This is a genomic window from Acidovorax temperans (assembly GCF_028596105.1).
Classification (GTDB): domain Bacteria; phylum Pseudomonadota; class Gammaproteobacteria; order Burkholderiales; family Burkholderiaceae_C; genus Acidovorax; species Acidovorax temperans.
Window position 1 is genome coordinate 3,706,249 of the sequence record NZ_CP117193.1, and the last position, 20,902, is coordinate 3,727,150.

Here is a 20,902-nt window from a genome sequence, read left to right on the forward strand (position 1 = left end):
CCCGGGCGCCACGCATCTACCATGGGCCTCCTCAAAAAAACAGGGAGCACCCCATGGGATTGACCGTTGATGTTCTTCAGGATCTGGAGCTGCACGACCTGCACGACCTGCAGGCTGCCGCCCGCGCAGCGCTGCAGGAAACCAACGCCATCGCGCTGATCGAGTTGCTCGAAATGCTGTGGAGCTGCGATGTGGAGGGCGCCAACGCCGTCATCGACGCGGTGCTGCTTCGCTTGCAGCAGCTGCGTGGATTGCGCTGAGAACCAGTCCACCAGCCCGCAAGACGGTCAGCCCAGACGCTCCTGCAAGAAAACCAGAAAACACGTGATGCGTGCCGCCAGCTGCGTGTTGCGGTAGTACGCCGCGCTGATGGACTGGCGCACGTCCATCGTGTCCTTGGCCAGCAGGCACCAGGCCCCCGCAGTGGACCAATGCGGAGCAGGGTCCATCCCGAAGGTCGGTCTGCCTCTAGCCTCCCCTCTCAGTCAGCCATCACGCGCACAAAAGCCGGCACCACACCCAGCAGGTCGTCGCGCCGCTGCACCGCATGCACATCGGCGCGCGGCGCTTTGGCGCCCAGGGGCTTGAACACCACGCGCGGCCCAAACAGCATGCCCAGGGACGACGGCACCAGGGCCACGCCCAGCCCGGCCGCCACCAGGCTCAGCACGGCCGCCAGCTCCACCGTGGTCTGCGCCACCCGGGGCGCAAAGCCGGCCTGCACGCAGCACTGCACCATGTGCTCGGCATGGGCTGATGAGTCGCGGCGCAGCATCACGAAGGCCTCGCTGCGCAGGTCCTTCAAGGCCAGTGCCTTGCGCGCCGCCAGCGGGTGGCCGGGCGGCAAAGCCGCCACCACAGGGTCGGGCCACAGCAGGGTGCTGGCGAGCTGGTCGTCATTCACTGCCGTGCGCGAGATGCCCACATCGATGCGTTTGTCGCGCAGGGCCGCCTGCTGCAGCGAAGGCTGCATCTCGTGCAGCACCACATCCACGCCCGGATGGCTTTGCCGGTAGCGCGCCAGCGCCGCCGGAAACGGCCCGAGGAAATGCGAGCCAGACAGTCCCACCTCAATGCGCCCCGCCTGCCCCTGGCCGATGGCCGCCACACGCTGGCGCGCCGTGTCCAGCCGCTCCAGCACCGCGCGTGCATCCACCAGATAGGCCTGGCCTGCCAGCGTCAGCTCCACGCGCCGGCTGGTGCGCACGAACAGCTGGGCGCCCAGTTCCTGTTCCAGCTGGGCGATCTGCAGGCTCAGCGGCGGCTGCGAGACATGCAGGCGCTGCGCGGCGCGTGTGAAGCTCAGCTCTTCCGCCAGGGCGACGAAGTAACGCAGATGGCGCAGTTCCATTGATACTTTTCAGGTCTTGGTCAAGACCAACAATATATTGGACTGTTGATTCGCTTGTTTCCACAATACCCTCACTACAACATCTGGTGGAGACAAACATGACGATCAAGCACAGCCTGCTGGCTGCCACGCTGGCCCTCTCGGGCCTGGCCATGGCGCAAGACAACTACCCCAGCAAGGCCATCACGCTCACCGTGCCCAACCCGCCCGGCGGCGTGGTGGACACCTCAGCCCGCCTGCTCAACGAGCCCCTGGCGCGCGTGATCGGCCAGCCCGTGGTGATTGACAACAAGGCGGGCGGCAGCGGCAACGTGGCCTACGGCGCCGTAGCCCGCGCAAAACCCGATGGCTACAACCTGCTGATCTCGTACTCGGCCTACCACGTGGGCAACCCGGCCCTCACCCCCAGCCTGCCCTGGGAGGCCAAGGACTTCGCCCCCGTCGCACTGCTCACCGTGGCCACCAACGTGATTGCGGCCCACCCCTCGGTGCCAGCCAACAACCTCAAGGAATTCATCGCCTACCTCAAGGCCAACCCGGGCAAGGTGAACTACGCCTCGCAGGGCAACGGCTCGCTGTCGCACATCGGCACCGAGATCTTCAAGCAGCAAAGCGGCACCTTCATGACCCACATCCCCTACCGTGGCTCGGGCCCAGCGGTGGCCGATGTGCTGGCAGGCCAGGTGCAGGTGTTCATCACCACGCCACCGTCGGTCATGCAGCATGTGGTCAGCGGCAAGCTCAAGGCCTTTGCCGTCACCGGCACCAAACGCCACCCGGGCCTGCCCAACGTGCCCACCGTGGCCGAGGCCGGCATGCCCGACTTCAAGCTCGAGGCCTGGGTGGGCCTGTTCGCCCCAGCCGCCACGCCACCCGCCGTGGTGGCCAAGCTCACGGCCGATGTGAAGAAGGCGCTGGACATGCCCGAGACGCGCCAGCGCGCAGACGCGGCGGGCATCGAACTGCGCTACCTGCCGCCCGACGCCCTCGGTGAGCTGGTGAAGACCGAAACCGCCTACTGGGCCAAGACCATCAAGGCCGCCGGTATCAAGGCCGACTGACCGGCCCACAGACATCCCCTGCGCGATCCCATTCCCGGCGCTCCGCGCGCCGGGCGGGCAGCGCTTTGACCATTGATTCCTGAAAGACCACCATGCAACGCACCTACCGCATCGGGCAGATCGTGCCCAGTTCCAACACCACCATGGAGACCGAGATCCCGGCCATGCTGCGCGCCCGCGAGCAGATCCTGCCCGAACGCTTCAGCTTCCACGCCAGCCGCATGCGCATGCAGAAGGTCACCAAGGAAGAGCTGGCTGCGATGGACCGCGACTCCGACCGCTGCGCGCTGGAGCTGTCGGACGGCAAGATGGACGTGATGGGCTATGCCTGCCTCGTGGCCATCATGAGCATGGGCCTGGGCTACCACCGCGCATCCGAAAAGCGGCTGCATGAGGTCACCGTGGCCAATGGCAAGCCCGCGCCCGTGGTGTCCAGCGCAGGCGCGCTGGTCGAAGGGCTCAAGGCCATGGGCGCCAAGAAGGTGTCGGTGCTCACGCCGTACATGAAGCCGCTCACGCAACTGGTGGTGGACTACATTGAGCACGAGGGCATTGCCGTGCACGACAGCCTGTCGCTGGAAATTGCCGACAACCTGCAGGTGGGCGCGCAGGACCCCGCCGCCCCGGCCCAGCTCGTGCAACGGCTGGACACGCGCGGCGTGGACGTGGTGGTGATCTCGGCCTGCGTGCAGATGCCCTCGCTGGCGTCGGTGCAGATGGCACAGGACCAGTTGGGCATTCCTGTCGTGTCCGCTGCAGCCTGCACCACCTGGGCGATGCTCAAGCGCCTGGGGCTGGAAACGCGGGTACCCAACGCAGGGGCCCTGCTCTCTGGCGCCTACTGACCTCCCCAAGGGCAACCGGCCTGTCCGTTGACGAAAGCAGCAGACGGGCAGGCTGCAGGGCAACACCGGATAATGGCCCCATGCCACGCACCAGCCAGCACCTGCACCCCTCCCGCCAGCCCGTGAGCCCCCTGCACGCAGCCACCGTGCTGCTGCTGCGCGATGCCTCGCCGGGCGGCGATCTTGAAGTTTTGATGACCCGGCGCTCTGGCAAAGCCAGCTTTGCGCCGGGGGCGTACGTCTTCCCCGGCGGGGGCATTGACGAGGCAGACCGCCTGGCTCACCCCGTGGCCGACCGGCGCCCCACGCAAAGCGACGAACACCTCACCCAGGCCATCGCGGCCATTCGCGAGAGCTTTGAAGAGCTAGGCATCTTGCTGGCGCGCCATGCCAGCGGCCCCCGCCAAGGCCAGATGGCCGACGCGCAGGACATTGCCGCACTAGACCGCCAACAGCCCTTTGCCGAGCAATGCAGCGCCCGCGGCCTGCGTCTGGCCGCCGACAGCGTGTTCCTGCTGGCCCACTGGACGGCCGACCGCGACCTGCCCCGGCGCTTTGCCGTGCCCTTCCTGGTGGCGCGCATGCCCGAGGGGCAAGAGCCCGTGGCCGACGAAACCGAGCAGTTCGAGCCCGTGTGGGTGCGCCCGGCCGACGCGCTGGCGCGGCACGAGGCGGGGCAGTTCTTCATGATCTTCCCGACCATCCGCACCCTGCAACGGCTGGCCCGCTTTGCCAACACCAACGCCGTACTGGCCGCCCTGGCGCACGAGCAGCCACTGTGGACTAGCTGCCCACGCGCCGGCCTGCTGGCGGGCAAGGAAGCGCACTACATGGAAGGCGACGCCCCCTTTGGCGAGCTGGCCCTGGTGTGCCCCGACGGCCAGATCGCCCACCCGCTGGACTGGCAGAGCGAGCGGCCCGTGCCGCTGCTCAAGAACGTGCAGCGCCTCACCGCGCCCAACTCGGGCGTGATGACCGGCCCCGGCACCAACAGTTACCTGGTGGGCGAGCCGGGCACCGGCTTCATCGCCATCGACCCCGGCCCGGCCGACCCCGACCATCTGGAAAAGCTCTGGCGCGCGGCGGGCGGCGATATCCGCATGATCGTGTGCACCCATTCGCACCCCGACCATTCCCCTGGTGCAGCCCCGCTGCAAGCGATGTGCGAACGCGCAGGCCGGGCCAAGCCGCCCATATTGGGCCTGCCATCGGCCCCCACCGCGCGGGTGGTGAGCCAGTTCACACCCGACAGAGCGCTACAAAATAATGAGCTACTGGCGCTTACTGGCAAAGCGCTAGAAGGCGAAATCACCCATACCCTGCAAGTGGTGCACACCCCCGGCCACGCAGCCAACCACCTGTGCCTGATCCTGCGCGAAGACGGCCTGCTGTTCAGCGGAGACCACATCCTCAACGGCAGCACCACCGTGATCGACCCACCCGACGGCAACATGGCCGACTACCTCGACTCGCTCGACCGGCTCGATGCCCTGTGCGCCGAACATGACGTGCAATTCATCCTGCCCGCACACGGCTATGTGCTGGACAATGCGCGGGGCGCCATCGCCCAGCTCAAGGCCCACCGCCTGGCGCGCGAAGCGAAAGTGCTGGCCGCCATGCAGGCCCTGCCCGACGGCACACCCGAAGACTGGGTGCGCCACGCCTACAGCGATGTGCCCCCGCGCATGTGGCCTGTGGCCCAGCGTTCGCTGCTGGCCCATGTCGAGCGCATCCGCACCCTGCCACCGGGCAACGATTGACCCCCGCCCCCTCCACAAGAAAAACGAGCCCCGCCCCATGACCGCACCGAATCCCGACCCCAACCACATCCGCCTTGCCAAGCGCGTGGCCGAGCAGTTGAACTGCTCGCGCAGCACCGCAGAACAGTTGATCGAGGGCGGCTTTGTGAGCGTGGACGGGCAGCTGGAAGAAGCCCCCGGCGCGCGCGTGCGCCCGGACCAGGTCGTCACCGTGGCGCCCGACGCCAGCCTGCTGGAGCTGACCCCGGTCACGCTGCTGCTGCACAAGCCTGTGGGCTTTGAAGCGGGCCTGGGCCTGCCGCAGGGCGCTGCTGCGCACGGCAGCCGCAGCCAGGGCGCGGCGCAGGCCATCACGCTGCTGAGCGCAGCATCGCACCTGCCTGAAGACGCCAGCGGCATCCGTGTGCTGCAGCGCCACTTCAAGCAGCAAGAGTGCTTCACACCGCTGCCCACCGAAGCCAGCGGCCTGGTGGTCTACACGCAAGACAAGCGCATCGCGCGCAAGCTGGCAGAAGACATTGAGTCGCTGGAGCAGGAATGCATCGTCGAGGTGGCAGGCGAGATTGCGCCCAACGGGCTGCAGCGCCTGTGCCACGGCCTGTCGTTCAACGGGCGGCCACTGCCCCCCATCAAGGTGAGTTGGCAAAACGAGACCAAACTGCGCTTTGCCTTGAAGGGCATCCGCCCCGGCCAGATTCCGGCCATGTGCGAGGCTGTGGGCCTTCGCGTGCTGGGCATCAAGCGCATCCGCATCGGGCGGGTGCCGCTGGCCAAGGTGCCTGAAGGGCAGTGGCGCTACCTGCAGCCCTGGGAAAAGTTCTGACTGCGCCCACCCCAGAGCTACCAAAACCATAGCTGCCAGCGCTTGCCACGATTGCGCTAGAGGCACTTTTCGCCTCAAGCAAACCCCTCCTGATCGGCTGCTAAACTGCGCCCACAAAAGGGAGGGAGAGAATGCACCACAACACCCAAGGCGGCGCTGCAGAACAGCCGTCGGTTTTCATGTCTCAAAACATTGAGGCGTATCCCATGGAATTCACCGGCAGGGGCGGTGAGTACTTCCGGGTCTGGATCGTGAACGTGCTGCTGGGCATCGTCACGCTGGGGTTCTACACCCCCTGGGCGCGCCGGCGCACCGCCATGTATTTCTACGGCCACAGCCTGGTCGCCCACAGCCCGCTCGAATTCACCGCGCAGCAGCGCAAGATGGTGCTGGGCTTCGTGCTGCTGGCCCTCATTTCCATCGCCTACCAAATTGCCGCCAAAACGGGGCAGGACCTGGCCGTGGGACTGATGCTGCTGGCCGGCGCCGTGCTGGCCCCCTACCTGTGGGCCAGCGCCATGCGTTTTCGGCTGGGGGCCACGCGCTGGAAAGGGCTGCGGCTGCAGTTTTCTGCCACCTGGAAAGAGGTGTATCTGGCCAGCTGGCCCGTGTTTGCCCTGGCGCTGGTGTGGTTTGGTGTTTTCTTTGGCATGCAGATGCTCTCGCCCGAACTGGCCCAGGCCCTCGATGGCCCAGCCGCCAGCGGCGGTGCCAAGGTCAAGCCCCAGTTCACCGCCCCCATGGGCGCCCTGCTGGGCCTGGGACTGCTGCTGTCCATCCTGTGCTTTATCCGGCTGGAATACAACTACAAAAGCCTGCTGGTGCTGCGCGCCCGCCTGGGCAACGAGCACGGGCGCTGGAAGCCCGTGTACACCGATTTCGTGAAGGTGTGGCTGGCCACCGTGGCCGTGTTCATTGCCTGCGTGCTGGTGGTGTGGCTGGCCGTGACGGCGCTCACGGGCGGCTCCATCGCCATGCTGCTGATGAGCAAGGGCGCGGGCAAGGGCAACATCTTCTGGATCATCGTGATTGCCATCGTGGGCGTGATCGGCTTCTTCTTTCTGCTGCTGCTCGCATCGGCCCCCGCCCGCGCCTACCGCGAGGCGCGCATGTTCCAGCTGCTGTGGAACAACATCGGCGTGAGCCAGATCGCGCGCTTCAAGTGCAACCTGCGCGCCGGCCGCTATGTGCGGCTGCGCCTGAAGAATATGGTGCTGACGCTGCTGACCCTGGGCTTTTACCGCCCCTTCGCACGGGTCAGCGAATACCGTATGAAGATCGAATCGGTCACCCTGCACATCAAGGGCGGGGCCGACCAGGTGGCAGGCGTGCTGGTGCGCCAGCAAGAAGGTGGCCTGGGCGATGCGCTGGCCGACGCCGCTGGCCTGGACCTGATTGGCTGACGCATGACCCCCACCGCAGGCCCAGAGGCCACGGCCCCCATGCTGCCCGCCCGCTGGTTTGATGGGCTCAGCAGCAAGCCACGCCCCGTGATGGTGGTGCTGCAGGCCGGGGCCAAGGGGCCTTCGCTGCTGCTGCACCCCTTGAACGAACCGGGCGCTGCGCCCCAGGTGTTCACCCACGCCCAGGTGGGCTGGCCCGAGGCCTGGAGCGACCGCCGCCCCCAGCGCCGTGTGGTGGTGGACCTGCGCGAGCGCGGCAGCCTGGAGGTGGACGCCGTGGCCGCGTGGTACAGCGCCTGGGCAGCTGCGGGCGCCAGGCCCGGTGTGGCCCAGCGCATGCAAACGCGCTGGCCCTTGCTGCTGGGCGCGGTGGTGGTGTCCGTCGTGGCGCTCGGGCTGTTCTACCGCTATGGCACCCCGTGGGCAGCGGCGCAGCTCACGCGCTGGGTGCCCCTGGGGTGGGAAACGCGCCTGTCCGGCGACCTTCTACAGCGCCTGGACGACGGCTTCCTCAAGCCCAGCAAGCTGCCCGCTGAGCGGCGAGCCCAGCTCAACGCACGCTTTGCAGCCCTGGCCCAGCAAGCCCCCCACGCCGCCCAGCGCTACGCCAGTTACCGGCCGCCACTCAAGCTGGAGTTCCGCTCTGGCATGCCTGCCAACGCCTTTGCCCTGCCGGGCGGCACGGTGGTGATGACAGACGCCATCGTCCAGGCTGCGGCTGACAAGGGCATCAGCGATGACGCCCTGGTGGGCGTGCTGGCCCACGAAATCGGCCACGTGGTGCACCGCCACGGCATGCGCATGGTGGTGGAACAAGGCGTGCTGAACATGGGCCTGGGGCTGGCTTTGGGCGATGTGTCGGGCGTGGTGTCCACCGGCGCCACCCTGCTCACCAGCCGCGCCTACAGCCGCAGCCACGAGCGCGAGGCCGACTGCTATGCCATCGCCCTCATGCGCCAGGCATCGCTGCCCACGGCCCCCATGGGCCAGTTGCTGCTGGCGATTGCGCACGATGAGGAAGACGAGGCCCGCAAGCCCAAGGGCACCAAGCCTGCTGAATCGACTGCCCCTGCCGCCGAGCCGGCCTCTGCCCCCAAGGCCAAGGACAAAGCGGCCACCCCACGGGAGTCCAGCCCGGTGTGGTCGCTGCTGGCCTCCCACCCCGATACCGTGCAGCGCGCCACCGAGTTGCAGCAAGGGCACGCGCCGCATTGCGCGCGTTGAGCGTATTGAGCGCGCCCAAGCAAAAGGGCCGGACTGCGTTGGCAGTCCAGCCCTTGAAAATAAAGTGTGAAGCGCGCCGATAAGCCGGATTCTGTGCACCACGGTTGCCCGCAGTGTGACCGCCATTAATCTGGGCCGGGTGTCGCCACCACGGCTCGGTGCTACCTACCCGCCAACTCTCCCCGCGGATCCACAAGGTCGAGAGAGGTCGCCCTGCTCCCGTGGTTGGCCTACTTGGTATTGCTGCGCGTAGAGATTGCCCGTTTCACCCCCAGTGGTCTACCTTGCGGCACTCCCCTGGGACTCGTCTCTGTTGCTCTGATCCTCACCTCACGGTGGGCAGCCGTTAGCTGCTACGCTGTCCTGTGCAGTCCGGACGTTCCTCCAGTGCCTGGTTTCCCAGATTGCACCAGCGGCGGTCTGGCGTGCTTCACGGCGCTGATTATCCCAGAGCATGGCGTGCGCTGCGCCGAGGGCATTGAAAATAGATGCTCCACCAGCCACCGACGAGCCATGACAGAACCCACCCACTTCGACACCGGCGCCCGCGAATGGGACCAGCGCCCCACCTCGCTGCAACTGGCCGCCGTGCCCCCGCGCCTGCTGGCACAGGTTCCCTTCGCCGCCACTGACCGCGTGCTGGACTTTGGCGCAGGCACCGGCCTGCTGGCGACCGCCATCGCCCCGCACGTGGCACAGGTCACCGCGCTGGACAGCTCCGGCCCCATGCTGCAGGTGCTGCAGGAAAAGGGCTTTGCCAACATCACCACGCTGCAGCAGGACATCTTCGACGGCCTGCCCGAGCGCTACGACGCCGTGGTGAGCTGCATGGCCATGCACCATGTGCCGGACACGCGCGCCCTCATGCAGGCCTTTGCCGACGCACTCCAGCCCGGCGGCCGCATCGCGCTGGTGGACCTGTATGCCGAGGACGGCAGCTTCCACGGCGACAACGCCGCCAAGGGCGTGCACCACCTGGGCTTTGCACCCGATGCACTGCAGGCGCTGGCCGAGCAGGCAGGGCTGCAGGGCATTGCATTCACCGAAGTGCTGCGCGTGCACCGCCCCAATGGGCGCGAGTACCCGCTGTTTCTGATGACGGGGCACAAGCCCTGAGCCAGCACGCCCTTCAAAAACCATAGCACCTGCCGCTTTCTGCATGGGCGCTAGACGGTGTTTTGGCACTAAATCCGCATCTTTTTGCAGCGGCATATCCATATGCCCAGGCAGGCAGAACAAGTGGTTCAGAATGGGCGACACCTTTTCATCCCCTTCTCCAGGAGACGCCATGAGAGTCGAGAACATTCTGCAAACCATCGGCAACACGCCCCACGTTCGCATCAACCGCCTGTTCGGCCCGTCGGCCAACGTGTGGGTGAAGTCCGAGCGCAGCAACCCCGGCGGCTCGATCAAGGACCGCATTGCGCTGGCCATGGTGGAAGACGCAGAAAAATCGGGCGCGCTGCAGCCCGGTGGCACCATCATCGAGCCCACCTCGGGCAACACCGGCATTGGCCTGGCCCTGGTGGCCGCCGTCAAGGGCTACAAGCTGATTCTGGTGATGCCTGACAGCATGAGCATCGAGCGCCGCCGCCTGATGCTGGCCTACGGCGCGCAGTTTGACTTGACGCCCCGCGAAAAGGGCATGAAGGGCGCCATCGCCCGCGCGCAAGAATTGCAGGCACAAACCCCCGGTGCGTGGATTCCGCAGCAATTTGAAAACCCCGCCAACATCGACATCCACGTACGCACCACCGCCCAGGAAATCCTGGCCGACTTCCCCGATGGGCTGGACGCGCTCATCACCGGCGTGGGCACGGGCGGCCACCTCACTGGCACCGCACGCGTGCTCAAGGCCAAGTTCCCACAGCTCAAGGTGTTCGCGGTCGAGCCCACGGCATCGCCCGTGATCTCGGGCGGCGCACCGGCACCCCACCCCATCCAGGGCATTGGCGCGGGCTTCATCCCCAAGAACCTGGACACCAGCCTGCTCGACGGCGTGATCCAGGTTGAAGCCGAAGCCGCCCGTGAATACGCACGCCGCAGCGCACGCGAAGAAGGCATGCTGGTGGGCATCTCCTCCGGGGCCACACTGGCCGCCATCGCGCAAAAGCTGCCCGAGCTGCCCGCTGGCGCCAAGGTGCTGGGCTTCAACTACGACACGGGCGAGCGCTACCTGTCGGTCGAGGGCTTCCTGCCCGCGTGATGCCGCTCACGGTGCAGCAACGCACCTGAATGACCAGGGCCCTTCGGGGCCCTTGTTTTTTGGGGAACAGCAGCACACCGCCACGGCCAGCCGTCCTACACGGGTGAGGCCCAGCGGATTCAACAATCGTTTGCACCCCTTGGCACGCCCGTAGCGCGGGTCGCTCCAGGGGGCTTGTTCACAACGATCTGTTCACCCATGGCCACCCCACCCTCCCTGCCGATTGCGTTCAAGGTGCTCACCGTGAATGTGCACAAAGGCTTCACCACGTTCAACCGGCGCTTCATGCTGCACGAGCTGCGCGAGGCCGTGCGCGGTGTGGCGGCAGACCTGGTCTTTTTGCAAGAGGTGCAAGGCAGCCACCAGCGCCATGCGCAGCGCGTGGCCAATTTTCCGCAGGTGCCGCATTACGAATTTCTGGCCGACACGATCTGGTCGCAATACGCCTACGGGCGCAACGCGGTTTATGACAACGGCGACCACGGCAATGCCCTGCTGTCGAAGTTTCCCATCACGCATTACGAAAACCACGACATCTCCATCCGGGGGCCAGAGCGGCGCGGCATGCTGCATTGCGTCCTGCAGCCGCCGGGCCACCACCTGCCGGTGCACGCGGTGTGCGTGCACCTGGGGCTGCAGGAATCGCACCGCCAGCAGCAGTTGCAGCGCGTGTGCGATCTGATCAACAGTTTTCCGCCCGACGAGCCCGTGGTGCTGGCGGGCGATTTCAACGACTGGCGCCACCGCGCCCACGCCGTGCTGCAGCGCGAAGCCGGTTTGCAAGAGGTGTTCGTCCATGCATTCGGCCGTGCGGTGCGCACCTTTCCGGCATCAATGCCGCTGCTGGCGCTGGACCGCATTTACGTGCGCAACGCCGCCGTGCACGCCCCACTGGAACTGCCCCGCAAACCCTGGGACCAACTCTCGGACCACGCCCCCCTGGCGGCGGAGATTCTGCTATGACCCGCCCCTTCTTTGCACCGCGCTCTGCCCGCTGGGTGCCGGGCAACCACTTCGAGTTGCTGGAGAACGGCGAGGAGTTCTTCCCCCGCGTGTTCGATGCGATTGCCAACGCCCGGCACGAGGTGATGCTGGAGACCTTCATCCTGTTTGAAGACAAGATCGGCCAGCAACTGCACGCAGCGCTGCTGGGCGCCGCGCAACGTGGCGTGGAAGTGCATGTGCTGGTGGACGGCTTTGGCTCGCCCGACCTGTCTGAACAGTTTGTGGGCAGTCTGGTGGCCGCCGGAGTGCATTTCCGCATTTTTGACCCGGGGCGGCGCATTCTGGGCCAGCGGCTGAACGTGCTGCGGCGCATGCACCGCAAGATCGTGGTGGTGGACGGGCAGCTGGGCTTCATCGGCGGCATCAACTACTCTGCCGACCATGTGGCCGAATTCGGCCCCGAGGCCAAGCAGGACTACGCCGTACAGGTGCGCGGCCCCGTGGTGGCCCACTTGCACCACTTCACGCGCCAAGCCGTGCTGCCCAAGGCAGAACGCCAACGCGCCCGGCAGGCGGGCGTGCTGGGGCGCCCGCACGCGGGCACGGCGCATGCCATGTTCGTCACACGCGACAACCAACAGCACACCAATGACATTGAGCGCCACTACCGCGTGGCCCTGCGGGCTGCGCGCAGCCGCGTGGTGATTGCCAATGCCTACTTCTTTCCAGGCTACCGTTTCATTCGAGAAATGCGCCGCGCGGCCAAGCGCGGTGTGGATGTGCGGTTGATCCTGCAGGGGCAACCCGATATGCCCATCGTGCGCACGGCCGCGTCGCTGCTCTATGACCACCTGTTGCGCGCCGGGGTGCGCATTTACGAATACTGCGACCGCCCTCTGCACGGCAAGGTGGCGCTGGTGGACGAGGCCTGGGCCACCGTGGGGTCCAGCAACCTCGACCCGCTGAGCCTGTCGCTGAACCTGGAGGCCAACGTCATCATCCAGGACCGCGCCTTCAACGCGCAGCTGCACCGCCGCCTCTCGCACCTGATGACCCACAGCTGCCGCCAGGTGCAAGCTTCGCCCTCCGGGCCGTGGGAGGGGCTGCGCCTGCTGCGCAGCTATGTGGTGTTCCACCTCATGCGCTGGTTCCCCACCTGGGCCGGATGGCTGCCCCGCCATGAGCCGGTCATCACCAAGGCCAAAGCCGATTCAGCCGCAGAGCCCACGCGCCATGCAACCCGCAGCCCTGCCTGAACTGCACCAGCAGCATGAGCAGCGGCACGGCTGGCGCAGCCTTGCGCAACGCCCGTGGTGGCCCTGGCTGACACGCGGGGCTGCCGCGGCATTCTTTGTGCTTGTGGCCGGGTTGCTGTTTCGCCAGGCCCGCACGGTGGACTGGCCCGCCGTGCTGCAGGCGTTGCGTGCCCTGCCCCCGGGCACCCTCGCCGTGGCCGGTGCGCTGGCGCTGGCCAGCCACTGCCTGTATGGCACGTTTGACCTGGTGGCGCGCCACTGCTGCGGGCACCACCTGCGGCGCAGCACCACGCTGGACATTGCCATGACCAGCTATGCCTTCACACTGAACCTGGGCTCGCTCGTGGGAGGGGTGGGCGTGCGCTACCGGCTCTATGCGCGGCGCGGGGTGGATGCGGGCACCATCGGCCAGGTGGTGGGCACCAGCGTATTGACCAACTGGGTAGGCTACCTGCTGCTGGCTGCCGTGCTGCCTTGGCTGTGGGCACCGCCGCCTCTGGCAGGCTGGAGTGCACCCGCATGGCAATGGCGCCTGGGCGGCGCCTTGCTGGGCTGCATTCCACTGGCTTACGGTGTGGTGTGTGCGCTGCGCGCGGGGCGTGCCCTCACGCTGCGGGGCCACGCGTTTGCACTGCCCCGCTGGCCCGTAGCCTTGTGGCAAATGGCTGCGTCGGCCGGCAACTGGATGCTGATGGGTGCCGCGCTGTGGGCCACGCTGCAGGCGCAGGTGAGTTACCCCGCTGCCTTGGCTACCGTGCTGCTGGGCGCCGTGGCGGGGCTGGTGCTGCGGGTTCCCGCGGGCCTGGGGGTACTGGAAGCCGTGGGCGTTGCCCTGCTGACCAGCCCCAGCCTGGGGCAGGACAAGGTGCTGGCTGCCCTGCTCGCCTACCGTGCGCTGTATTACTTCGTGCCCCTGGTACTAGCTTCGCTGGCCCTGGGTGCAGCAGAACTGCGCTGGCGCCACAGTGCAGCAGCTCCTGCCAAAAATTAGGGCAAATCGGCCTGTAGCGCTTATTACACAAGCGCTGGCAGCTATCAATTTTGAATCAGTGCATTCACCACAAGCGGGCGCCGCACGGTTTTGGCGATGCGCAGGAAGGCCACCCCCGGTAAAATCACGGCCCCTCGACTTTGCCTGCCGCCCGATCGACACGGGCCCGCAAAACCATGATCCGACTTTCTGAAATCCGGCTGCCCTTCACGGTGGCCGAGGCCCCCGAGGCGCCCCTGCGCGCTGCCGTTTCGCAACTGCTGGGCCTGCCTGCCTCCGACATCGCGCACATCCACGTTTTTAAGCGCAGCTTTGATGCCCGCAAGGCCGACCTGCTGGCCGTCTACATCGTCGATGTCACGCTGACCCAGCCCGAGCGTGAAGCCGCGCTGCTCGCCAGGTTCGCCAGCAACCCGCACATCCAGCCCACGCCCGACATGGCCTGGCACCCGGTGGGCCAGGCGCCGGCCGACCTGCCCCTGCGCCCGGTGGTGGTGGGCTTCGGCCCCTGCGGCATCTTTGCCGCGCTGGTGCTGGCGCAGATGGGTTTCAAGCCCATCGTGCTGGAGCGTGGCAAGACCGTGCGCGAGCGCACCAAAGACACCTGGGGCCTGTGGCGCAAGCGCGCGCTCAACCCCGAGAGCAACGTGCAGTTTGGCGAGGGCGGCGCTGGTACCTTCTCGGACGGCAAGCTCTACAGCCAGATCAAAGACCCGCGCCATCTGGGCCGCAAGGTGATGAACGAGTTCGTCAAGGCCGGCGCACCCGAAGAAATTTTGTACGTCGCCCACCCGCACATCGGCACCTTCAAGCTGGTGAAGGTGGTGGAAAACCTGCGCGAGCAGATCATTGCGCTGGGCGGCGAAATCCGCTTCGAGCAGCGCGTGACGGACGTGATCGTCGAGAACGACGCCCAGGGCCAGCGCCACCTGCGCGGTCTGAAGGTGCTGAACCAGGCCACGGGCGAAACCACCGAGCTGCGCGCCGACCACGTGGTGATGGCGCTGGGCCACAGCTCGCGCGACACCTTTGCCATGCTGTACGAGCGCGGCGTGGCCATGGAAGCCAAGCCGTTTTCCATCGGCTTTCGCATCGAGCACCCGCAAAGCGTCATCGACCGCGCCCGCTGGGGCCGCCACGCGGGCCACCCGCTGCTGGGCGCGGCCGACTACAAGCTGGTGCACCACGCGCAAAACGGCCGCGCGGTGTACAGCTTCTGCATGTGCCCTGGGGGCACCGTGGTGGCCGCCACCAGCGAGCCCAACCGGGTGGTGACCAACGGCATGAGCCAGTATTCGCGCAACGAACGCAACGCCAACGCAGGCATGGTGGTGGGCATTGACCCGCGCGACTACCCACACGACCCCGCTGCGTTCGAGGCCCACCTGGGCCAGACCTATGGCGTGGAGGCGCTGCCTGCCGGGCAGTTCCACCCGCTGTCGGGCAGCGTGCTGCAGCGCCAGCTCGAGTCCAACGCCTTTGTGCTGGGCGGGCGCGACTACAGCGCGCCGGGCCAGCTGGTGGGCGAGTTCATTGCGGGCAAGCCGTCCACCCAACTGGGCGGGGTGGAGCCCTCGTACAAGCCCGGCGTGGCCCTGGGTGACCTGCACGCCGCCCTGCCTGGCTACGCTATCGAGGCCATGCGCGAGGCGCTCCCTGCCTTTGGCCGCAAGATCAAGGGCTTTGACATGCACGACGCGGTGCTGACGGGGGTGGAAACACGCACGTCCTCGCCACTCAAGATACCGCGGGGCGATAACCTGCAAAGCCTGAACACCGCCGGCCTGTACCCGGCGGGCGAAGGCGCGAGCTACGCGGGCGGCATCTTGTCGGCAGGGGTGGACGGTATCAAGGTGGGCGAAGCCGTGGCACGCAGCCTGCTGGGCACAGGTGCCGCATGACGGGCGCGACCCTGCAACGCCCCAGCAAGGCGCAGTTTGCCGCCGCAGCGCTGGCCATGGCGGTGGTGGTGCTGGCCTCCAACATCCTGGTGCAGTTCCCCATCAACGACTGGCTGACCTGGGGCGCCATCACCTACCCGGTGGCCTTCCTGGTGAGCGAGCTGGTCAACCGCGCCCATGGGCCAGCGCAAGCCCGGCGCGTGGCCTGGGTGGGTTTTGCCGCAGCCGTAGCGGCATCGCTGGTGCTGGCGCCTGCGCGCATTGCCGCAGCCTCAGGCACCGCCTTTTTGCTGTCGCAATGGCTGGACATTGCTGTGTTTGACCGGTTGCGGCATGCCACCTGGTGGCGCGCCCCGCTGGTGGCCACCCTGCTCGCCGCGGTGCTGGACACCGCCGTGTTCTGGAGCATTGCCTTTGCGGGAACCGAGGACCCCTGGGTGACCTGGGCGCTGGGCGACCTGGCCGTGAAGCTGGCCCTGGGCGTGGCGCTGCTGCTGCCGTTTCGCCTGTTCATCGGCCGCCAGCTGGCACAGCGCGCCGCCTGACGGGCTTCGGTGCCACGCTCACGCGGACTTGGCTGCGGGGAGGCAGAGCGCTGGTGCGACCGCACCGCGCCCCTCTCTTGACTTGCATCACCCCGCGCGCCGGGCAGCGCGCAACACTTGGGGTCTCCGCGCGTCTCGCTGAAGTGGCCTTCGGCGGATCGCTCCCGTGCCTTCACAAACCGGAGTTGTTCCATGTCTTCCACCGCGCCCAGTGCAACCCCCGCCGCCCCTTCAGGCAGTCTCTCCCAACGGCTCGGCCTGGTCGGCGCGGTGCTCGCGCTGATCCTGGTGCTGGCGCTGCCCACCCCGGCGGGCTTGCCCTTGGCGGGGCAGACGATGCTGGCCATCCTGGCGTTCGCTGTGATCGTGTGGATGACCGAGGCGCTCGAATATTCGGCAAGCGCGGTGGTGATTGCTGCGCTGATGGTGTTTTTGCTGGCCTATGCGCCCAGCGTGGCCAAGCCCGATGGGCCAGAAATGGGCACCGGCGCGGCGCTGAACCTGGCGCTTTCGGGCTTTGCCAACAGTGCCGTGGCACTGGTGGCAGCAGCGTGCTTCATCGCATCGGCCATGACGGCTACCGGGCTGGACCGGCGCATTGCACTCACGGTGCTGTCCAAGGTAGGGGCCAAGACGCACCACATCGTGATCGGCGCCATGGTGGTGGGCTTTCTGTTGTCGTTCATCGTGCCCAGCACCACGGCCCGCGTGGCCTGCCTCATGCCGATCATGATGGGCTTCGTGCTCGCCTTCAAGGTGGACCGCAAGAGCCGCTTTGCCGCCCTGCTGGTCATCACCACAGCGCAAACCGCCAGCATCTGGAACGTGGGCATCAAGACGGCTGCCGCACAGAACATGGTGGCCATCGGCTTCATCGAAAAGCAGCTGGGCGCCCAGATCACCTGGGGTGAATGGTTTGTGGCAGCGGCACCGTTTGCCGCGCTGATGACGGTGGCGCTGTTCTTCATCATGACGCGCATGATGGAGCCCGAGATGAAGGAAATTGCAGGCGGCCAGGAGACCATTCGCCAGCAACTGGCCGAGCTGGGCCCCATGACGCTGAACCAGTGGAAACTACTGGCGGTGGTGCTGGTGCTGCTGGGCTTCTGGTCCACCGAAAAGGTGCTGCACAACTTTGACACCACCTCCACCACCATCGCCGCCGTAGCGCTGATGCTGTTCCCGCGCATCGGCGTGATGGACTGGAAGCAGTCGCAAAAGGGCTTCCCCTGGGGCACGGTGGTGCTGTTTGCCGTGGGCATCAGCGTGGGGTCTGCGCTGCTGCAGACCAAGGCCGCAGGCTGGCTGGCGCAACTCATCGTGAGCAACCTGGGCCTGCAAATGGCGTCGGCCTTCGTGATTCTGATGCTGCTGTCGGCCTTCCTGATCGTCATCCACCTGGGCTTCGCCAGCGCCACCGCACTGGCGTCCACCATGATCCCTATCGTCATCAGCGTGCTGAGCACCGTGCAGACACCCGGCATCAACGTCGTGGGCATGACGATGATCCTGCAGTTCGTGGTGAGCTTCGGCTTCATCCTGCCGGTGAACGCACCGCAGAACATGATTGCCTACGGCACCGACACCTTCGAGGCGCGCGACTTCGTGCGCACCGGTATTGTGATCACGCTGGCGGCGGTGGTTCTGCTGGTGGTGTTTGCGCTGACCTACTGGCCCTGGCTGGGGCTGATGGTGACGCGCGCCTGAAGCGCCCCGTGAGCGCAGCGCCTTCTGCCCACCGGCACCAGCAGGCAAGCGGAAGGCCTCCACCAAGCCTGCCAGCTGCTGCGCCTGCACCCGCAGGCCCTGCGCGGCAGCGGAAGATTCCTCCACCAGCGCGGCATTCTGCTGGGTCATCTGGTCAAGCTGCGACACGGCTTCGCTCACCTGGCTCAGGCCCGTGGTCTGTTCACGGGCGGCAGTGCTGATCTCGCCAATGATCGTGGCCACCTGCTGCACCGATTGGACAATCTCGCCCATGGTGCCGCCCGCAGCGTGAACCAGCTGGGTACCTTCATCCACCTGCCGCACGCTGTCGCTGATCAGCCCGCCGATCTCCTTGGCCGCCGTGGCCGATCGCTGCGCCAGGCTGCGCACCTCGCTGGCCACCACCGCAAAACCCCGGCCCTGCTCACCGGCCCGGGCGGCTTCGACTGCCGCATTCAGAGCGAGGATGTTGGTCTGGAAGGCAATGCCGTCAATCACGCTGGTGATGTCCGCAATGCGGCGCGACGACAGTGCGATACCGTCCATGGTGCCCACCACACGGTCCACAGCGTCACGGCCGCGCTGGGCAATGCTGCTGCATCCGTGGCCAGTGTGCTGGCCTGTACAGCCGCATCAGCACTGTGCCGCACGGTGGCCAGGAGTTCCTCCATGCTCGCAGCGATCTCTTCAAGGTTGGAGGCCGTCTGTTCGGTGCGCGCCGACAGATCGCTATTGCCTGCGGCGATCTCGCTGCTGGCGCCCGCCACCGAGGTACTGGCCTGGCGCATGCCCACCACCAATTCCGCCAGGCGCGCTTGCATGCCCGACAGGCGCGCCAACAGGGCACGCAGTTCGTCCCGGCTGCCCGCTTGCGGCTCGGGCACCGCCGAGGTGAGGTCACCTTCGGCAATGCGATCGGTCACTTCGGAGGCATGTGCCAGAGGCCGCAGGATGGAACGCGACAGCAGCCAAGCACAGGCCAGACTGAGCAACAGGCCCACCAGCGAGCCCGCCGCCAACAGCGTGATGCCTTGGCGTTCGCTGCGCGCGGCGGCCTCACGGGCCTCGGCCACACGCTGGCGCTGGAATTCGGCCAGCTTGTTCACCGCCGCTGCATAGGCATCGGCCGCAGGCCGCAGTTGGTTGGCAATGGCGTCTGGCGGCAAAGCCTCGCCCGCCTTGCGGCGCTTTACGAGGTCATCCCGCACCGTGCGAAAGCCATTGCCAGCCTTGTCGATAGCGTCGAACAGCGCCTGAGACTCTGCATCTGCTGCCAGCTCGTCCAGGCGCTTGCGCACTTCAGAGGAGCGGGCCGACGTGGCTTTGCGGTCGGCGTCGATGCGCGCGGCGTAAGCTGGGTTGTCGATCTCTAACAGCGTTTCCGCGCGGGCGGAGCTGAGCACCACGATCGCGTGCAGTTCACGCGCCAGCAATGCGCGCTCGGACGATGCACCGCCCAGGTCATCCGCAATGTCTTGCAAGCCCGCCAGTCGCCAGATGCCCACCGCTGCAGACAGGGACATGACGAGACAGACCACCCCAAAGGCGAGGGCCAAGCGGACTGCAACACGTGCATGGGAGATAGACGTGGAGGCTCTCGAGAGTATGAAATGAATATCGCGGCCCCACCGGTGCGGCTGCTGCCGAAGTGATATCGACAAATGGCGACGAACCCTTGAACGAATCGATACCAGACCCCTGCGCGCGAGAGCAACCCCAAAAACAAAAAGCCGCCGCAGTACCAGACTGCGGCGGCCTTGAGGGCCGAGAAGGCGTTGCGCCGGTCAGTTATTGCTGCTGCGCGTTTTGCAGGGCGGCAATGCGCTCTTCAATGGGTGGGTGGGTGCTGAACAGCTTGCCAATGCCACCGACAATGCCCATGGCGGCCAGGCTCTTGGGCAGTTCGCCAGGGTGCATGCCGCCCAGGCGGGCCAGGGCGTTGATCATGGGCTGGCGGCGGCCCATCAGTTGGGCGGCACCGGCGTCGGCGCGGAATTCGCGCTGGCGGCTGAACCAGGCCACGATGATCGCAGCCAGGAAGCCCAGCACGATGTCGAGCACGATGGTGGTCACGTAGTAACCGATGCCGGGGCCAGAGCTTTCCTCGTCGTTCTTGCGCAGGAAGCTGTCCACTGCATAGCCAATGACGCGCGACAGGAACACCACGAAGGTGTTCATCACACCCTGGATCAGCGTCATGGTCACCATGTCGCCGTTGGCGATGTGGGCCACTTCGTGGCCGATCACGGCCTCGATTTCTTCGCGGGTCATGCCTTGCAGCAGGCCTGTGGACACGGCCACCAGGGCGTTGTTCTTGAAGGCCCCTGTGGCAAACGCGTTGGGGTCGCCTTCAAAGATACCGACTTCGGGCATGCCGATGCCGGCCTTGTCGGCAAACTTGCGCACGGTGTCCACAATCCAGCGCTCGTCGGGCGAGCCGCTGCCGTCAATCACGCGCACGCCCGAGGTCCACTTGGCCATGGGCTTGCTGATGAGCAGCGAGATAATGGCGCCGCCAAAGCCCATGACCAGCGCGAAGCCCAGCAGCGCGCCCAGGTTCAGGCCGTTGGCGGTGAGATAGCGGTTTACACCCAGCAGGCTGGCCACCACCCCAAGCACCAGCACGACGGCCAGGTTGGTCAGTACAAATAACAAGATCCGTTTCATGTTCTCTCCGTGGGGTCAACAACAAGTGTTTGTTCGCTCATGTGGGGGCTGGTTCCGTGCAGTTCAAGCATGGATGGCAGGATTGCCGGCCCACCGCCCCTTCATGGACGCGATTGCATCGCGCTATGGTAGGGGCAAACTGACTGCAGGGCTTATCACACAGGCCGCGGCGGGAATTACGCCGCCTGCCCAGGATATGCCCCTGGCGCGAGTCTGC

General features: G+C 66.5%; 17 protein-coding genes, 1 other RNA gene and 2 pseudogenes. 15 read left to right on the forward strand and 5 right to left on the reverse strand.

Going from position 1 to position 20,902, the window contains the following annotated elements; translation table 11 throughout:
• Positions 1-53: 53 nt before the first annotated feature.
• Complete coding sequence (locus PQV96_RS17310) at positions 54-260, forward strand: hypothetical protein (protein ID WP_207373105.1); 207 nt, start codon at positions 54-56, stop codon at positions 258-260.
• 27 nt (positions 261-287) lie between these two features.
• On the opposite strand, the pseudogene PQV96_RS17315 reads toward PQV96_RS17310, so the two are convergent.
• Together PQV96_RS17315 and PQV96_RS17320 are read right to left on the reverse strand one after the other, a co-directional pair.
• Positions 288-407: pseudogene (locus PQV96_RS17315) on the reverse strand (LysR family transcriptional regulator); the annotation flags it as partial.
• A 74-nt stretch (positions 408-481) separates the two neighbouring features.
• Positions 482-1,351 carry a LysR substrate-binding domain-containing protein gene (locus PQV96_RS17320; RefSeq protein WP_047351092.1) on the reverse strand — a complete coding sequence of 290 codons (870 nt, stop codon included), beginning with the start codon at positions 1,349-1,351 and terminating at the stop codon, positions 482-484.
• Between the two features lie 98 nt (positions 1,352-1,449).
• Here PQV96_RS17320 and PQV96_RS17325 point away from each other — a divergent pair, with 98 nt between their 5' ends.
• From PQV96_RS17325 to PQV96_RS17350, 6 genes are all read left to right on the forward strand, one after another.
• Entirely contained in the window at positions 1,450-2,412 is a 963-nt protein-coding gene (locus tag PQV96_RS17325; protein ID WP_052952277.1) for a Bug family tripartite tricarboxylate transporter substrate binding protein, read from the forward strand.
• Positions 2,413-2,504: 92 nt separating this feature from the next.
• Positions 2,505-3,257 (forward strand): maleate cis-trans isomerase family protein, encoded by a 753-nt coding sequence (locus PQV96_RS17330; RefSeq protein WP_047351093.1) that lies wholly within the window; start codon positions 2,505-2,507, stop codon positions 3,255-3,257.
• An 80-nt stretch (positions 3,258-3,337) separates the two neighbouring features.
• Positions 3,338-5,017, forward strand: a complete 1,680-nt coding sequence (locus PQV96_RS17335; RefSeq protein ID WP_207373106.1) for an MBL fold metallo-hydrolase — start codon at positions 3,338-3,340, stop codon at positions 5,015-5,017.
• Between the two features lie 37 nt (positions 5,018-5,054).
• Entirely contained in the window at positions 5,055-5,840 is a 786-nt protein-coding gene (locus PQV96_RS17340) for an rRNA pseudouridine synthase (RefSeq protein WP_207373107.1), read from the forward strand.
• 131 nt (positions 5,841-5,971) lie between these two features.
• Positions 5,972-7,243, forward strand: a complete 1,272-nt coding sequence (locus PQV96_RS17345) for a YjgN family protein (protein WP_207373108.1) — start codon at positions 5,972-5,974, stop codon at positions 7,241-7,243.
• Between the two features lie 3 nt (positions 7,244-7,246).
• Positions 7,247-8,467, forward strand: coding sequence for a M48 family metallopeptidase (locus PQV96_RS17350; RefSeq protein ID WP_207373109.1), 1,221 nt, complete (start codon positions 7,247-7,249; stop codon positions 8,465-8,467).
• Positions 8,468-8,531: 64 nt separating this feature from the next.
• Here the strand turns inward: PQV96_RS17350 and rnpB are convergent.
• Positions 8,532-8,899, reverse strand: an RNA gene (gene rnpB / locus PQV96_RS17355) — RNase P RNA component class A.
• Between the two features lie 81 nt (positions 8,900-8,980).
• On the opposite strand from rnpB, the gene PQV96_RS17360 reads away from it, so the two are divergent.
• From PQV96_RS17360 to PQV96_RS17395, 8 genes are all read left to right on the forward strand, one after another.
• Positions 8,981-9,583: a class I SAM-dependent DNA methyltransferase gene (locus tag PQV96_RS17360; RefSeq protein WP_207373110.1), complete on the forward strand. Its 603-nt coding sequence runs from the start codon at positions 8,981-8,983 to the stop codon at positions 9,581-9,583.
• A 172-nt stretch (positions 9,584-9,755) separates the two neighbouring features.
• The gene (gene cysK, locus PQV96_RS17365; protein ID WP_273623716.1) at positions 9,756-10,673 is read left to right on the forward strand and encodes a cysteine synthase A; all 918 of its coding nucleotides are present in this window, start codon (positions 9,756-9,758) and stop codon (positions 10,671-10,673) included.
• 198 nt (positions 10,674-10,871) lie between these two features.
• A complete protein-coding gene (locus tag PQV96_RS17370) occupies positions 10,872-11,636 on the forward strand; it encodes an endonuclease/exonuclease/phosphatase family protein (protein ID WP_066691376.1) in 765 nt (254 codons plus the stop codon).
• Positions 11,633-12,874, forward strand: coding sequence for a cardiolipin synthase ClsB (clsB, locus tag PQV96_RS17375; RefSeq protein WP_273623717.1), 1,242 nt, complete (start codon positions 11,633-11,635; stop codon positions 12,872-12,874). The genes PQV96_RS17370 and clsB overlap by 4 nt, the downstream gene beginning before the upstream one ends.
• Complete coding sequence (locus PQV96_RS17380) at positions 12,852-13,865, forward strand: lysylphosphatidylglycerol synthase transmembrane domain-containing protein (protein ID WP_207373113.1); 1,014 nt, start codon at positions 12,852-12,854, stop codon at positions 13,863-13,865. Before clsB ends, PQV96_RS17380 begins: the two co-directional genes overlap by 23 nt.
• A gap of 176 nt (positions 13,866-14,041) precedes the next feature.
• Positions 14,042-15,766 (forward strand): NAD(P)/FAD-dependent oxidoreductase, encoded by a 1,725-nt coding sequence (locus PQV96_RS17385; RefSeq protein WP_273623718.1) that lies wholly within the window; start codon positions 14,042-14,044, stop codon positions 15,764-15,766.
• On the forward strand, positions 15,763-16,311 hold the full coding sequence (locus PQV96_RS17390) for a VUT family protein (RefSeq protein WP_273623719.1): 549 nt from the start codon (positions 15,763-15,765) through the stop codon (positions 16,309-16,311). The genes PQV96_RS17385 and PQV96_RS17390 overlap by 4 nt, the downstream gene beginning before the upstream one ends.
• Positions 16,312-16,503: 192 nt before the next feature.
• Positions 16,504-18,018: a DASS family sodium-coupled anion symporter gene (locus PQV96_RS17395; RefSeq protein WP_273623720.1), complete on the forward strand. Its 1,515-nt coding sequence runs from the start codon at positions 16,504-16,506 to the stop codon at positions 18,016-18,018.
• A gap of 24 nt (positions 18,019-18,042) precedes the next feature.
• Here PQV96_RS17395 and PQV96_RS17400 read toward each other — a convergent pair.
• Together PQV96_RS17400 and htpX are read right to left on the reverse strand one after the other, a co-directional pair.
• Positions 18,043-19,625 (reverse strand): annotated as a pseudogene (locus PQV96_RS17400) (methyl-accepting chemotaxis protein); the annotation flags it as partial.
• A gap of 181 nt (positions 19,626-19,806) precedes the next feature.
• A complete protein-coding gene (gene htpX / locus PQV96_RS17405) occupies positions 19,807-20,685 on the reverse strand; it encodes a protease HtpX (RefSeq protein WP_207373117.1) in 879 nt (292 codons plus the stop codon).
• Between the last annotated feature and the right edge of the window lie 217 nt (positions 20,686-20,902).